This window comes from Paenibacillus swuensis (assembly GCF_001644605.1).
In the GTDB taxonomy this organism is placed as follows: Bacteria; Bacillota; Bacilli; order Paenibacillales; family DY6; genus Paenibacillus_N; species Paenibacillus_N swuensis.
The window spans coordinates 2661923-2677794 of sequence record NZ_CP011388.1; the positions used below are offsets into that span (position 1 = coordinate 2661923).

The following is a 15872-nucleotide window of genomic DNA, read 5'->3' on the forward strand; positions in this document are numbered from 1 at the left end:
AGGCATGAGCGCGGAACCGTCCTTGAAGCGACGTCCCAAGATTGTGGTTATCGGCGGAGGTACCGGTCTTTCCGTAATGCTCCGCGGCTTGAAGGAAATGCCGCTGGATATTACCGCCATCGTTACGGTAGCGGATGACGGCGGGAGCTCAGGCATTCTCCGGAGCGAAATGCAAATGCCGCCGCCCGGCGATATTCGCAGCGTGTTAACGGCGTTGGCGGACGTTGAACCGCTCTTGTCCGAGCTGCTGCAATACCGGTTCAGCAGCGGGACGGGATTAGCCGGACATAGTTTGGGTAATTTAATCATTGCGGCGATGACGGACATCTCCGGCGACTTCGTTACAGGCGTTCGCGAGCTAAGCCAGGTGCTTGCCGTTCGCGGCAAAGTGTTGCCGGCTTCCGGTCAGGCGATCGTGCTGAAAGCCGAGATGGAAGACGGCACGATCGTGGAAGGCGAATCGCATATTCCCAAGGCGGGCAAGCGAATCCACAGGCTGTTTATTGAACCTGCGGATGTGCAGCCGCTCGATGAAGCGCTCCGCGCCATTGAGGAAGCTGACGCCATTCTTGCGGGTCCCGGAAGCCTGTACACGAGTATTCTTCCGAACCTGCTTGTACCCAAGATGGCCGATGCGATCCTCAAATCGGAAGCGGTCAAGATCTTTGTCTGCAATGTCATGACACAGCCCGGGGAAACCGACAACTATTCGGTCAGTGATCACTTGACCGCGGTCCATCAGCATGTCGGACACCATCTGTTTGACTATGTCATTGTGAATAACGGTGAAATCCCGGAACAGGTGCAGAGTAAATATGCCGAGCAAGGCGCCAAGGCGGTTCATCTGGATTTAGAAGAGGTGACCAAGCGCGGATATAAAGTGATTGCGGACCGATTGGTGTTGTTCAGAACTTATCTGCGCCATGACGCCGGGCGTTTAAGTCAACATATCTATCAGTTAGTGGACAGCTGGATGGTACGGAAGAGGTGATCCCCTGATGTCCTTTGCGGCACAAACCAAGAAAGAATTAACGATGGTTGAAGCGGAAGACTGCTGCGAGAAGGCGGAGCTTTCCGCTTTAATAAGGATGAACGGCTCGGTGCAATTATCGAATCAGAGAGTCATCCTCGATGTCTCTACGGAGAACGCGGCGATTGCCAGACGCATCTATTCCCTCATCAAAAAAATATACGGTATGCATACCGAGCTGTTGGTGCGCAAAAAAATGCGTCTGAAGAAGAACAATGTATACATTGTTCGGATTCCGGCCCGGGTGCAAGAGCTTCTTGCCGATTTATACATCGTTTCCGAAGGTTTTCAGTTTACCGACGGGATCGATAAAGCGGTCGTCAAGAACAGCTGCTGTATCCGCGCTTATTTGCGCGGGGCATTCCTGGCCGGAGGGTCCGTCAACAATCCGGAAGGCTCTTCCTACCACTTGGAGATTTCCTCCATGTATGAGGAGCATTGCAAGGAACTGGTTCGTCTTGCGAATACGTTCGACCTTAACGCGAGATGTATTGAGCGGAAGAAGGGGTTTGTATTCTACCTGAAGGAAGGCGAGAAGATCATCGAGCTTCTCAATATCATCGGGGCGCACCAAGCTCTGTTTAAGTTCGAGGATGTGCGGATTATGCGGGACATGCGAAACTCGGTCAACCGGATCGTGAACTGTGAGACCGCGAATCTGAATAAGACAATCGGCGCAGCCGTTCGCCAGATTGACAATATCAAGCTGCTTCAAAGGGAGTTGGGACTGGAGAACTTGCCGGACAAGCTTCGGGAAGTGGCGGAGATTCGTATGATGAATCCGGATCTGAACTTAACGGAAGTCGGCGAGATGTTGAAAGGCAAAGTCAGCAAGTCGGGTGTCAACCACAGACTCCGCAAAATTGATGAACTTGCCGAAAAAATCAGAAACGGCTAGAATAGACTCTTAGACCTTACCAATCGTCTGTTAGACGTTTTCATTGGTAAATGTTATAATAAGTATAAAATGCTTTTTTCGTCTGAATACGATGCGATAGCAGTTGTAAATTAGGTATATAGGGGGTTAGGGCTGAATGACGAAGCACCCGGTAGTAGTAAAATTAAAGACAGGCTTACATGCGCGTCCCGCAGCACTGTTCGTCCAAGAGGCTAATAAGTTTTCCTCGGAGATTTTCGTGGAGAAGGATGAGAAGAAGGTCAATGCCAAGAGTATTATGGGTATTATGAGCTTGGCGATCTCCTCTGGAACTGAAGTTTATATCAGCGCGGAAGGCCCGGATGCCGAACAGGCTGTAAACGCTTTAGTCACACTGGTCAGCAAGGAAGAACTAGAGAACCAATAAGACATGCAAAGGGAAGCTTCATCGGAGGCTTTTCTTTTTTTTGGACACATTTCTGTAGTGTAAGTAGTAAATTAGGGCTATTTTGTGCAACCTTTCCAAGTTTCTGGCGTCTAAGTAGGGGACTAATAAACGGAAGGGGTAATAAGTCATGAACCAAAAGTCCAGCAAGTGGATTGTGCTAGGTGTGGTTGCAGGCGCGTTAACGATGTTCAGTTTCACAGGCGGAGGTGTTGCATCCTTGATCGGTAATGAACCCGTACATGCGGAAGCGTTGGCCCCGGCGGTAAAGAACACGATTACAGTTACAGGTAAAGGCGAACTAAAAGTGGAGCCGGATGTAGCTTATATTTCGTTCGGTGTGGCAACAAAGGGCAAGACAGCGAATGAAGCGCAGAAAGCGAATGCAGCAGCGTATAACAAGCTTACCAAAGTGCTTTTTGAGCAATATAAACTGGCGGCGGCCGATGTAAAGACAAGTTCTTTCCAAGTGCAACCGGAGTATAACTATTCCGAGAAGGAGCAGAAGCTCATCGGGTACACAGCCAATCATATGGTACAGGTCACTTTTCGCAAAATAGACGGTATCGGAGCGCTTCTGGACGCGGTTTCCGCTGTCGGAGCCAATCGGGTAGATCATATTCAGTTTGATACCGAGAAGAAAGACGAGTACGAATTACAGGCGTTGGAGAAAGCAATGGCTAATGCGGAAGGCAAAGCCGCGGTATTGGCGAAAGCCTCCAAGCGGGAGTTAAAAGGCGTGTCCAACATTATTCAGCAAGGCGCTCAAGCCGCGCCGGTTTATCTGCAAACCGAGATGTTACAAAAGAGCATGGTTGCGGACCAAGCCGGCGGAACTTCCATTCAAAGCGGACAAATAACAATAACTACAAATGTCAGTGTGCAGTTCGATTTCTAAAGCTTTATCCGGATAGCTTACCAAGCAGCACGCGTTAGACAGAGAGAAGGATAGGTATACATGTTGTTAAGACAAATATCGATACTGGCCGTAGTCGCTGCCTTGGGGATGTCGATCTTCGCCCCAGCCGCTTCGGCCGTATCTACTTCAAGCTCATTAATACTGCTTTATCTGAACAAAAAGCAAGCGATGGTGAACAACGATACGGTTACTCTGGATTCGCCCGCAACGGTCGTGAACGGCAGGACCTTTGTGCCGCTTCGTTTCCTGCAGCAGTCTTTCGGATTCCAGATGTCCCTAGTGAACGGGAAGATTACAATCAGCACGAGTACGGCTACGCTGCTCATCGATATGAAGAAAAAGGCGGCTTACGCCAACGGAACCTATGTGCCATACAGCCAGGCGGTTGCGGTTCGAAACGGTAGAACGCTGATTCAGTTGAAATGGGTTGCGGATTATATGGGCGCCCGTTATGTGTATCATCAAGATTTAGGGCGTATTGATATTTATTACGTGAAGACAGCGAACGGTGTTTACGAATCCGACGGTTCCAAGCCGGTTGCCAAATTCACTTTCGGTAAATCCGCTTATCGCATCGGGGAACCGGTGAAGTATGTGGATTTGAGCTATGATCCCGACGCGGAGGGCATCTACCATCGCAGTTGGGGAGGAAAGCAGGAAGCTTTCTTCAAACCCGGTGAATATACCGTGTCCTTGCGAGTAATTGACTCGAAAGGCCGCGTGAGTGATACATATGAACGGACATTAACGATACTGAACGAGCCTTTCTTAACGGAGCAGGAATACCCGATCTTTACACAAGCGGTAGGCACGGAGATTGAAGGCGGCCGCAAATACTTGTCGGGCTTGCCCCAAATTGTGAAGTCAACCTTCGACAACACGAATCGGCCGCTGATCGTCAGCGACAGTCCTGAGCTTATTCTGGAGCCGGGTATTCTTTATCAGGACACGGTCAACGGTAAAGCCAGGCTCTACGCTAACCACCAGAACGGGATGGACCGTAAAGTTCAATTCGCTATCGCGGTGACGAACAAGTCGTCTGCGCCGGTGAATGTAACAACGACCAATAAAGGGGAAGTCTACCCATCAAAATACGCAAATTTGGCGGGGCATCAGGCTTCCGTTGATTTTCTCATGTATGATCCGTTGAACAGGAAAATGACCGTTCCGACAGGGGGAACGATGGTTTACGTTCTGATGCCGGATTTCTTCCCGGCGTCGGGAGTAAACGCGTTCTATGACGTGGAGACGGATGGTCCGGCGCAATTCTCTTTTGTCGCCATAGACTCAGGAACGCCGCCGGAACTGTTCTCATCCTTGATGCAGCTGGGCAGGGGCATTCATAACAGGGGTACCTTTAACTATTCCGAAACAACGTGGGATGTGGCTAAAGGCGCGATCTATCAGCCTTCGCGCATTATTATCGGAGACGGCGTAACGGATCCGTTCGGACAAGGCATCGATGCGATGAATGGGATCCCGAGCGTGAACAAAGGGAACTATGGAGTTGTAAAGAAGCTTCGCATCGACAGCCCTCCGAAGATGGCTGTTATGGTCATGGCGCGCGGCGGAACCTTCAAGGGACCGTTCAAGATTAACGGCGAATTCGTGATGGTTCGCGACAGCGGGGTGTTGTCTTACCTGGACGGACCGCTGATCATTGCGAAGACGACAGGTTATGAGCGTACGCTGGACATCGAATTTACGCCGCCCGCGGGATCGGCTTTCCCGATTGACATGATTTTTTATCCGCTCAACGACTAACCAGATCCACTAAAGGAGAGAAGCGAATTGAAACCTTGGCAACGCCTGACGGCAATGACAGCCATCGCTTCCGTCCTGGTCAGCGGTTTACCGCTGTCCGCGGCGAATGCGGTGTCTTCGACATCAAAGTTGATTTATCTTTATTTTGACAGTAAGGAAGCTTATGTAAATGGTGAAAAGGTCATGCTGGATACGCCGGCAACCGCGATCAAAGGAACGACCTACGTGCCCATTAAATTTCTCGGGGATCAACTGGGCTTCAACGTGACTTATAATGCGGCCAAGAAGATGACCGAGATTGTGGCGGGAACGACCGTCATTCAACTCGATTTCAAAAGAAAAGTAGCCTACGAGAACGGCATGCCCGTTCCGATTGATACGGTAGCAGCCATTGTAAATGAACGTACGATGCTCCGAGTAAAACAGATGGCGAGATACCTCAAGATCAAGGAACCGGCATATAACGCGGAACTGAAGCGGTTGGAGCTGTCTTTCGTGCCGTCGACGGAAAGTCTTTATGATCCGAATAAGAAAAACTCCCGTCCGGTAGCGAAATTCACCTTCAGCAAAACCTCCTACGCCAAGGGTGAGCCCATCGAGTACGTAGATTTGAGTTATGACTCCGACGGGGACCCGATTTCGTATACGTCCTGGACAGGCAAGCAGGATGCATACTTCGAGGCAGGCACCTATCCGGTAACTCTGAAGGTAACCGACCGTACCGGCCTTGTCAGCAATGTGTACACAAGAAATGTAACGATCACCGATGAGTCTTATATGACGCGGGAGCAGTTCGCTCTGCAGATGCAGAAGCCGGGCAGTTACATCTCCGATGAGGAGTTTCCGGAGCTGTTCGCCAACCTGAGAACCGCCACTTATGCGGACAAAACGGTGGAGAACGATCTGTCCAGACCGCTGTTATTCAGTGACAGCCCGGAAACCTATAAGCAAAAAGGTATTCTCTATCAAGATCGAATCAACGGGGCGGCCCGTATTTATGCGCATCACATTAACGGTATGGCCGAGCCGACCAAGTTCGCCATCTATCTGACGAACAATAGCGATCAGGAAGTGAAAATCCTGACGACGAATAAGGGTGAAGCCTATCCTTCATCGAATCCGGCGTTAGTCGGTCACGTGGCGTCCATGGACTTCTTGCTCCATGACCCGACCAACGACAACATGTCGGTAGCGCCGGGTGAAACCGTCGTCTATCGCGAGTTGCCTTCGTTCTACCCGATGATGGGCATGAACTCGATCTACGATGTGGAAACCACCGGCGAACTGACGGTAACCTTCGCGGCGACGAGCCTTGACGCCGGCCCGGAAACGATCACGGACGGCACTTATCAACCGCTGGAGCGCAGCGTGCATATCCGCGGAACGTTCCCGTATGCGGATACCCATTGGTATGTGGACGGCAGCACCATGACCGAGCCTAAGCGAATCGCGATTGCCGACGGGACGACCGATCCGTTCGCGTCCGGAGTAGATGCTGTTACAGGCACCGAAACAACGAACAAGGGAAGCTTCGGTGTCGTGTATAATCTGCATATTGAGAACCCGAAGAAGATGGCCATTCTGTTTATCGCAAGAGCAGGAGGTTACAAAGGACCGGTTCGCATCAACGGCAAAATTGTACAAGTTCCGAAGTCAGGCATCCTGACACCGCTGGACAAATATATGCTGCTAGACCGTACATCCGGAACTGAAGCCACGTTGGACATTGAGATTACGCCGCCGGCGGGTTCAAATCTGCCTGTGGATCTCGTCTTCTATCCGTTAGACTAATCTTGTCGAAATGAAGACCAAGGAAGAAATACCCTTGGTCTTTTTCTTTGCATATGATTGATGTTCTAAACTATTAATAGTATATTTAGGTTTGTCTTAAATTCCTTAGGGAGGAGCTTGAACCCTTTGCTTTTCAATTCATATCCGTTCTTATTTATGTTTTTGCCCCTAACTTTAATCGTGTATTTCTTATTGAATCGCTTTAATTACTATAATGCATCCCGGTTGTGGCTCGCTGTCGCTTCCTTGTTCTTCTACAGCTATTGGGATGTCCATTACCTTCCGTTAATGATGGGTTCGATTGTGTTTAATTTCCTCATCGGAAGCAGCCTGACGAAGACATCCGAAAAGCCGAACGCGCCGCGTAAAGGCATTCTGATCTTCGGGATCATAGCCAACGTCTCGCTGTTAATCTACTACAAATATGCGGATTTCTTTATAACGAACATCAACAACGCCACAGGCTCGGAAATCGCGCTCCTGAAGTTGGTATTGCCGCTGGGTATCAGTTTCTTTACCTTTACGCAGATTGCCTACTTGGTCGATGCGTTCCGCAACCAGGTGAAAGAGTATAACTTTGTGAACTATGTGCTGTTTGTGACGTTCTTTCCTCATCTGATCGCGGGACCGATCTTGCATCACAAAGAAATGATGCCGCAATTCGCGGATAAGGAAAACAAACGGTTCAACTATACGAATGTGGCCGCGGGTGTGTTTATTTTTGTACTGGGTCTGTTCAAAAAGGTCGTCATCGCGGACAGCTTCGCGCCCATCGCAACCCAAGGGTTTAACGGAGCCGCATCCTTGGGCTTTATCGAGTCCTGGGTGACGTCTCTGTCGTATACGTTACAGCTTTATTTTGATTTTAGCGGATATTCGGATATGGCGATCGGTATTGCCTTGCTGTTCAACGTGGTATTGCCGATTAACTTTGACTCCCCTTACAAGGCGCTGAGCATCCAAGATTTCTGGCGCAGATGGCATATGACATTGAGCCGTTTTCTGCGGGATTATATCTACATTCCTCTCGGCGGTAACCGCAAAGGGGTATTCCGTACTTACTTCAATTTGGCCGCGACGTTCATTATCGGGGGGATATGGCACGGTGCCGGGTGGACATTCATCGTATGGGGCGTTATGCATGGCGTCGGGCAAGTGATTCACCGTCTGTGGGGTAAGCTCGGTTTGAAGATGCCGAAGTTTGTCGCATGGTTCATTACATTTAACTTCATTAACATTACGTGGGTGTTTTTCCGCGCGGAGAATATGACACAGGCATTCCATGTATTAAAAGGCATGTTCGGATTGCACGGGATGGATCTCCCGAGTTTCTTCGCCACCAGACTTAACCTGGGTTCCTTAAAGTCGTACGGAGTGGAATTCGTCGCAGTTTCACCGCTGAAGCTATTAGGGATTGCTGCGTTCTTGCTGGTGTGCTTCGCCCTGAAGAATACCAATGAGCTGCGTGCTGAGATGAAGCCGAGATGGGTGACCGCGATCATGCTGGCGGCCTTGTTCGTCTATTCCCTGTTGAACTTTAACCAGATCAGCGAATTCCTGTACTTCAACTTTTAAACTTTAGAATCCGAGGTAACCTGACATGAAATCCAGAACGTTCTTGCTAGGCTTCCTTGCGTTCTCTGTCTTGTTCGCAGGGTTGATCATGACATTTACATTCATCTTCGATCCGTTCCAATTCTATCGGAAAGCGACATGGTATGAACCGCTGTTTTCGATGGAGGAGCGATTCCAGAATCCGGGTCTGGCCCGAAACTATGACTATGACACGATAATTGTCGGCAGCTCCATGACGCAGAATTTCGTGCCGTCTTATGTGGATAAAGCGTTAGGCGGAAAGACGATGAAGCTTTCCATGGAAGGCTCCACCTCCAAAGAGCATAATCTGATCGCCAACGTGGCCATTCGCACCGGTAAAGTGGAGAAGGTCATCTGGGGATTGGATTATTTCTCTCTGCGGGGCGGGGCGGATAATGTGAGGGATGATCAAGGCGGCTTCCCGAGCTTTTTCTATGATGAGAATCCGTTTAATGACGCTAAATACTTATTCAACCTGACTACCGTAAAGGAAATGATTAAGATTGGGAAGGGCATGGTGTCCGGGGATCGGAAAGCGAAAAATCTCGATATGCTGAACAATTGGCACGCTTATGCCAAGTATGATGCGGATCAAGTGTTGAAGAACTACGAAGCGGCCAAGGCGATGGAGGTCGGTTTCGGTAAGAACGAGGATGATCTGGAAAGCGTCCGGAGCACGTTCGAGAAGAATATTCTGGAGCTGGTGCGCGCTCATCCGGAGATAGAGTTCTCGTTCTACTATCCGCCGTACTCCGTGCTTCGCCAAGAGGTGTGGTACAGCCTGAACAAGAAACGCTATGAAAATACCGATTATATGCGCAAATATATGGTGGAGAAGCTGACGGCGCTGCCGAATGCGAAGGTGTATGATTTCCAGGCAGTGAAGTCGATTACGTTCGACCTGAATGTGTACAAGGACATTTCCCACCATTCCCAAAAGGTGAACGAGTTCATCATCGATTCCATCGCGAACGATCAGCACCGCGCAACAGCGGAGAATATTGATGAGTTGAACACGGCCCTGACGGAGCAGGTTTCGAATCTGGACGCAACAGTGTTCGACAGCGAGGGAACGGAAGCTGTGAAGCAGTAAGTTTGACATATTTCCCGGGGAATCGACGCAGTATGTTGTTTCCTGTCAATTTCACCTGAGATGAAAAAAGCCCGACTCATCCGAAGATGAGTCGGGCTTTCAGCGTTTATACGCGCTCGATAACCTTGTCGATCAAACCGTAGTCAGCCGCTTCCGCAGCGGACATGAAGTAGTCGCGATCAGTATCTTTCTCGATGCGCTCCAGCGGTTGGCCGGTACGCTCAGCAAGAATGTGATTCAGCTTATCGCGCATCTTCAGAATGCGTCTGGCGCGAATCTCGATGTCGCTGGCTTGACCTTCAGCTCCGCCAAGCGGTTGGTGAATCATCACTTCGCTGTTCGGAAGCGCCAAGCGCTTGCCTTTAGCACCTGCGTTCAGCAGGAATGCGCCCATGGACGCCGCCATACCCACACAGATTGTGGAAACATCGGGCTTGATGAATTGCATCGTATCGTAGATGGCCATACCGGCAGTAATGGATCCGCCAGGGCTGTTAATGTATAAGCTAATGTCTTTCTCCGGATCTTCCGCTGCAAGGAACAGCAGTTGGGCGATGATCGAATTGGCTACAACGTCGTTTACGCCGGTGCCCAGGAAGATGATGCGATCTTTCAACAGACGGGAGTAGATATCATAAGCGCGTTCTCCCCGATTGCTTTGTTCGACGACCATAGGAATGAAACTCATGGACGATTCCTCCTGATAAATGAATTTGGTTATGCGATTAACTACCGAATGCAGACGAATCCACACCCCAGTATCGCAAGCTAATTAGTAAGTATATCCCAATCCCCTAATTATAACCCTATCATACCTAAATCGAATCCGAAGGTCAAGGAAAGTCAAACTAGGGTATAAAAAAAGCTTCCCTCGCAGAGAATGATGAAGTCTGCATAAGGAAGTTGTCGTTAGTTACTGTATGTGGTGTGAAAATATAATGGCGCGCCCGCGAGGAATCGAACCTCGATCTCAGCCTTCGGAGGGCTGCGTCATATCCATTGGACCACGGGCGCATCTGCACAGTAATGAAAATTATATAATACAGCCGATCAAAAAGCAAGCCATTATCTCTATGAAAATAATGGCTTAAATTACCGCCTATTTTTAGTTTGTCAACTTGCATTAAAGCACCGAATTGAGTATGATGAATGTGGGACTTAAATTGATGATGTGGGACGTAATGAGTCCAACCCGTAATTGTAACGATGCGGGAGGCAGGAGTGACGAAGCCGATTTGAGAACACTTTTAAATATTCAAAAACAGCTTCTGCCCGACATGATCGAAGTCTTTCGCAAGAGGTATCGCATTCTTCACTACGTCATGCTGACAGGATCTGTTGGCAGAAGGACGCTCGCCAGCGCCTTGGGGATGACGGAACGTGTCCTGAGAGCTGAAGTGGATTTCCTTAACGAACAGGGACTCGTGGAAATTGATAAAGTGGGAATTCGTATAACGGATTCGGGTGAACAGTTGGTCCAAGAGATGGATTCCTTAGTCACCGAATTGTTCGGGCTAACGGACCTCGAAGAGCGTATTCGCCAGGCTTTCAACATTAAGCAAGTGATCATCGTGCCCGGTGACGCCGACGTTTCGCCGCATGTGAAGCGGCAGTTGGGGCAAGCGGTAGGGCAAATGCTTCGCAAGCATGTAAAGCCCAACGATGTCATCGGCGTGACCGGCGGGTCCACCCTGGCGGAAGCGGCGAATCAACTGGGACAAACGTCCGGTTGGAAGGGAACCTGGTTTGTGCCCGCGCGCGGCGGACTGGGTGAGAGCATGGAGTTTCAAGCCAACACGATTGCTTCCATGATGGCGAAGAAGACTGGTGCAGGTTACCGACTCTTGCATGTACCCGATAATATCAGCGAAGAAGCTTATCAATCCCTGATGCTTGAACCTAACATTCAAGACATCGTGCAACACATCCGCAAAGCCCGTATCGTAATTCACGGAATCGGGGATGCTATGTCAATGGCCCGAAGGCGCCGTGTCGGCGCGGAAACGGTGCGAGAGTTGCAAGCGGAAGGCGCTTTGGCTGAGGCGTTCGGATACTATTTTGACAGAGAAGGTAAGGTTGTACATAAGACGCGAATGCTTGGACTCAGGCTGGAAGACATTCAGAGCATGGAGCTCGTGATTGCCGTAGCCGGGGGGACCAGTAAAGCGGAGGCGATTCTTTCCGTTCTGCGTTTTGGTCATCAGGATGTGCTCATCACCGATGAGGGCGCCGCGTTAGCGATGGTTAAAGATTTGCCCTGAAGGGTACAGAGTTAGTTAATCATGACGGGCTTTACCGCCTGTCTTGAAATATAAATGAATTATATTTTAGGAGGAAAACAACAATGGTTAAAGTAGGTATTAATGGTTTTGGACGTATTGGCAGAAACGTGTTTCGCGCAGCATTGAACAACCCTGAGGTAGAAGTGGTAGCGGTCAATGACCTTACAGACGTGAAGATGCTTGCACACCTTCTGAAATACGACACAACTCACGGCAGATTGGATGCTGTAGTTGAACCGGCTGAGGGCGCGATCATTGTAAACGGCAAAGAAATCAAAGTATTTGCTGAGCGTAACCCTGAGAACCTGCCATGGGCTGAGTACGGCGTTGAAATCGTTGTTGAATCCACAGGTATTTTCACAGCTAAAGAGAAAGCGTCCCTTCACTTGAAAGGCGGAGCGAAGAAAGTTATCATTTCCGCACCTGCAACAGATGAGGATATCACAATTGTTATGGGTGTTAACGAAGATAAATACGATGCGGCTTCCCACACGATCATCTCCAACGCATCTTGCACAACAAACTGTCTTGCTCCTTTCGCGAAAGTATTGAACGACAAGTTCGGTATCGTTAAAGGCATGATGACTACAATTCACTCTTACACAAACGATCAATCCGTTCTTGACCTTCCGCACAAAGACGCTCGTCGCGCGCGTGCTGCTGCTGAGAACATCATCCCTTCCACTACAGGCGCTGCTAAAGCTGTATCCCTGGTGCTTCCTGAGTTGAAAGGTAAGTTGAACGGTATGGCTATGCGTGTTCCTACACCTAACGTATCCGTAACGGATCTGGTTGTTGAGCTTAACAAAAACGTAACGGTAGAAGACATTAACGGCGCTTTGAAAGAAGCGGCTAACGGCCCTCTTAAAGGCATCCTGAACTACTCCGATGAGCCGCTTGTATCCAGCGACTACAATGGCGACCCGGCTTCTTCCACCATTGACGCACTGTCCACTATGGTTGTCGGCGACAACATGGTGAAAGTCGTTTCTTGGTACGATAACGAGTGGGGCTACTCCTCCCGTGTTGTTGACCTTTGTGATTTCATCGCGAAAAAAGGTCTGTAATTTCATATCAGTTTCAACTATGAAGAGGAGAATTCACGTTCTCCTCTTTCCCTAGTTCATTCATACGGTTACGGATCTGAAGGAGGAAGCTAGATAATGAATAAGAAGAGTGTTCGTGATGTAGAAGTTAACGGCAAAAAGGTGTTCGTTCGCGTGGATTTCAACGTTCCGATGGAGAATGGCCAGATTACGGATGACACGCGTATTCGTGAAACATTGCCGACCATTAAGTTTCTGATTGAAGGCGGAGCCAAGGTTATTCTGGCGAGCCATATGGGACGCCCTAAAGGCGAAGTTGTTGAAGAGCTGCGCTTGAACAAAGCTGCGGAGCGTTTGTCCGAGCTATTGGGTAAGCCGGTAGCTAAGGCTGACGAAGCGGTTGGCGAAGCGGTAGAAGCCGCGGTGGCCAAGCTGGGTAACGGCGACGTGCTATTGCTGGAGAATGTACGTTTCTATGCGGGCGAAGAGAAGAATGATCCGGAATTGGCGAAGCAATTCGCGGCGCTTGCGGATCTGTTCGTAAACGACGCGTTCGGCGCGGCTCATCGTGCTCATGCTTCCACAGCAGGTATTGCCGAGTATATTCCGGCGGTTTCCGGATTGCTGATGGAGAAAGAGCTCGAAGTGTTGGGTAAAGCGTTGTCGAACCCGGATCGTCCGTTCACAGCCATCGTCGGCGGAGCTAAAGTGAAAGACAAAATCGCGGTAATTGAGAATTTGATCAATCTGGCGGACAACATCATCATCGGCGGCGGATTGTCTTATACCTTCCTGAAGGCGCAAGGCCATGAAATCGGAAAATCCCTGTTGGATAACGAGAAACTGGATCTGGCGCTGAGCTTTATCGAGAAAGCGAAAGCCAAGGGCGTAAACTTCTTGTTGCCGACGGATATCGTCGTTACGGACGATTTCTCTCCAACAGCCAACACCCAAATCGTTGGCGTGGACGCGATTCCGGCGGACTGGGAAGGCATCGACATCGGGCCTGAGACTCGCGAGCGTTATGCTCAGGTAATTAAGGAATCCAAGCTGGTCGTATGGAACGGACCGATGGGCGTGTTCGAAATCGAGCCGTTCTCCCACGGTACACGCGCGGTAGCTCTAGCTTGCGCGGAAACATCCGCTTACACCGTCATCGGCGGCGGAGACTCTGCGGCAGCAGCTGAGAAGTTCCACCTCGCTGACAAAATGGACCACATGTCCACAGGCGGCGGCGCTTCTCTGGAGTTCATGGAAGGCAAAGCCTTGCCGGGCGTTGTCGCTTTGAACGATAAGTAGGAGGGGCATGGTCCAGGGTGAATAGTAGCGATATCGCTACTATTCGTCTGGCTTCGCGGGAGTGAGTCACCATTTGCAGCGAATTCGCTACTAAATGGCGGATATTCACCGCAGAAGCCAACCAGACTTACCGATTAGTAGCGAATCCGCTACTAAACGAGCATGCTGTTGCTCCCTGAAACTCATTTGGTGCGATATCGCTACTATTGCTGAGGCGGTACCGGGGAAAGTAACCTTACTTGTGAGAATAAGTAGCGGTTTGCTACTTGTTCGAGCGAGGACGCGCGATTTGAGCACCTTAGGTAGTGTTTTGCTATTTAATTCAAGGTTGCACCGCGGAAAGTAACCAATCCGGCTCAAATTAGTAGCTATTTGCTACTTATTCGAGCGAGTACGCGCGATCTGATCACATTAGGTAGTGTTTCGCTATTAATTTCAAGGTGGCACCGGGGAAAGTAACCGATCCGGCTCTAATTAGTAGCGATTTGCTACTTATTCGAGCGAGTATGCGTGATCTGAGCACATTAGGTAGTGTTTCGCTATTTAATCCTAAGTAGCACCGGGGAAAGTAACCAATTTTGGCTTAAATAAGCAGCGATTTACTACTTATTCGAGCGAGTACTCGGGATATGGCCACATTAAGTAGTGTTTCGCTACTTGCTCTTAGGTGGCAACGCTCAAACACACTATTCACTCAGGCAGCATGCATCAGGCTGCCGTCCACATTACCTGTGGAACTTGCTTGAGAATCATTCTTTTTAAGGGTTTAAGGTTTTTCTTTGCGACCGTAGCTTTAGGTGTTGGTATCTGAGCGGAGAGTTTACGGACCGCCTTTAAGATCGTTTTCTCACCGCTTAAACCTAATAAAGAGAAAACGAGATTAACAGCGGTGGAGCCAGATACCAACACTGCGAGCGAAGCGGAGCAAAGAGGCCTTAGGCTCTTAAAGGGAAATAATGATAAAGGAAGTGTAACTATTGCGTAAACCCATCATCGCAGGCAACTGGAAAATGTTCAAAACCATTGCCGAATCCGTTGCATTTGTTAACGAAGTTAAAGGCAAAGCTGAAGTCTCAGGCGTAGAAAGCGTGCTATGCGCGCCTTACACCAACCTGCCGGCCTTAGTGGAAGCTGTGAAAGGCACCGAGATCAAAGTCGGCGCACAAAACATGCACTGGGAAGAAAACGGCGCATTCACAGGCGAAATCAGCGGCGTTATGCTGAAAGATCTTGGCGTACATTACGTCATTCTGGGGCATTCCGAGCGCAGACAGTATTTTGCCGAGACGGATGAGACTGTGAACAAAAAGACCCTGGCCGCATTCAACTACGGCATCACGCCGATCGTATGCGTTGGCGAGAAGCTGGAAGAACGCGAAGCAGGTCAAACCAAAGAAGTGTGCCGCGTTCAAACCGAAGGCGCATTGAAAGGCCTTTCCGCGGAGCAAGCGGCTCAAACCGTGATCGCTTACGAGCCGATCTGGGCAATTGGCACAGGCAAATCCTCCACAGCGGACGACGCGAACGAAGTCATCGCATACATCCGTGAAGTTGTGAAAAGCCTATACAACGAGCAAACGGCTGAAGCGCTTCGCATTCAATACGGCGGCAGCGTAAAACCGAACAACGTTAGCGAATACATGCAACAAAGCGACATCGACGGTGCGCTTGTCGGCGGAGCCAGCCTAGAGCCGGCATCCTACATCGCACTCGTCGAGGGGGCGAAGTAA

General features: G+C 49.7%; 13 protein-coding genes and 1 tRNA gene. 12 read left to right on the forward strand and 2 right to left on the reverse strand.

Annotation, left to right across the window (positions count from 1 at the left end):
* Nucleotides 1-4: 4 nt before the first annotated feature.
* The 8 genes from SY83_RS11785 to SY83_RS11820 all read left to right on the forward strand — a co-directional run bounded on the left by SY83_RS11785 (nucleotide 5) and on the right by SY83_RS11820 (nucleotide 9515).
* Nucleotides 5-991: a gluconeogenesis factor YvcK family protein gene (locus SY83_RS11785; RefSeq protein ID WP_068606711.1), complete on the forward strand. Its 987-nt coding sequence runs from the start codon at nucleotides 5-7 to the stop codon at nucleotides 989-991.
* A gap of 7 nt (nucleotides 992-998) precedes the next feature.
* Nucleotides 999-1928 carry a DNA-binding protein WhiA gene (gene whiA / locus SY83_RS11790; protein ID WP_068606713.1) on the forward strand — a complete coding sequence of 310 codons (930 nt, stop codon included), beginning with the start codon at nucleotides 999-1001 and terminating at the stop codon, nucleotides 1926-1928.
* 136 nt (nucleotides 1929-2064) lie between these two features.
* The gene (locus SY83_RS11795; RefSeq protein ID WP_068606715.1) at nucleotides 2065-2334 is read left to right on the forward strand and encodes an HPr family phosphocarrier protein; all 270 of its coding nucleotides are present in this window, start codon (nucleotides 2065-2067) and stop codon (nucleotides 2332-2334) included.
* A gap of 148 nt (nucleotides 2335-2482) precedes the next feature.
* Nucleotides 2483-3250: an SIMPL domain-containing protein gene (locus tag SY83_RS11800; RefSeq protein ID WP_068606717.1), complete on the forward strand. Its 768-nt coding sequence runs from the start codon at nucleotides 2483-2485 to the stop codon at nucleotides 3248-3250.
* 60 nt (nucleotides 3251-3310) lie between these two features.
* Nucleotides 3311-5035, forward strand: coding sequence for a copper amine oxidase N-terminal domain-containing protein (locus SY83_RS11805; RefSeq protein ID WP_068606719.1), 1725 nt, complete (start codon nucleotides 3311-3313; stop codon nucleotides 5033-5035).
* Between the two features lie 27 nt (nucleotides 5036-5062).
* Entirely contained in the window at nucleotides 5063-6826 is a 1764-nt protein-coding gene (locus SY83_RS11810; protein ID WP_082882486.1) for a stalk domain-containing protein, read from the forward strand.
* Between the two features lie 126 nt (nucleotides 6827-6952).
* Nucleotides 6953-8401, forward strand: a complete 1449-nt coding sequence (locus SY83_RS11815; protein ID WP_068606721.1) for an MBOAT family O-acyltransferase — start codon at nucleotides 6953-6955, stop codon at nucleotides 8399-8401.
* Between the two features lie 25 nt (nucleotides 8402-8426).
* A complete protein-coding gene (locus SY83_RS11820) occupies nucleotides 8427-9515 on the forward strand; it encodes a hypothetical protein (protein ID WP_068606722.1) in 1089 nt (362 codons plus the stop codon).
* Between the two features lie 106 nt (nucleotides 9516-9621).
* Here SY83_RS11820 and clpP read toward each other — a convergent pair whose 3' ends face one another.
* On the reverse strand, nucleotides 9622-10203 hold the full coding sequence (gene clpP / locus SY83_RS11825) for an ATP-dependent Clp endopeptidase proteolytic subunit ClpP (protein WP_068606724.1): 582 nt from the start codon (nucleotides 10201-10203) through the stop codon (nucleotides 9622-9624).
* Nucleotides 10204-10454: 251 nt separating this feature from the next.
* Nucleotides 10455-10529, reverse strand: a tRNA-Arg gene (locus SY83_RS11830).
* A gap of 221 nt (nucleotides 10530-10750) precedes the next feature.
* On the opposite strand from SY83_RS11830, the gene SY83_RS11835 reads away from it, so the two are divergent.
* The 4 genes from SY83_RS11835 to tpiA all read left to right on the forward strand — a co-directional run bounded on the left by SY83_RS11835 (nucleotide 10751) and on the right by tpiA (nucleotide 15872).
* On the forward strand, nucleotides 10751-11776 hold the full coding sequence (locus tag SY83_RS11835; RefSeq protein WP_068606726.1) for a sugar-binding transcriptional regulator: 1026 nt from the start codon (nucleotides 10751-10753) through the stop codon (nucleotides 11774-11776).
* Between the two features lie 83 nt (nucleotides 11777-11859).
* Complete coding sequence (gene gap, locus SY83_RS11840) at nucleotides 11860-12864, forward strand: type I glyceraldehyde-3-phosphate dehydrogenase (protein ID WP_068606727.1); 1005 nt, start codon at nucleotides 11860-11862, stop codon at nucleotides 12862-12864.
* Nucleotides 12865-12960: 96 nt separating this feature from the next.
* Nucleotides 12961-14142: a phosphoglycerate kinase gene (locus tag SY83_RS11845; RefSeq protein WP_068606729.1), complete on the forward strand. Its 1182-nt coding sequence runs from the start codon at nucleotides 12961-12963 to the stop codon at nucleotides 14140-14142.
* 977 nt (nucleotides 14143-15119) lie between these two features.
* Nucleotides 15120-15872, forward strand: coding sequence for a triose-phosphate isomerase (gene tpiA / locus SY83_RS11850; protein WP_068606731.1), 753 nt, complete (start codon nucleotides 15120-15122; stop codon nucleotides 15870-15872).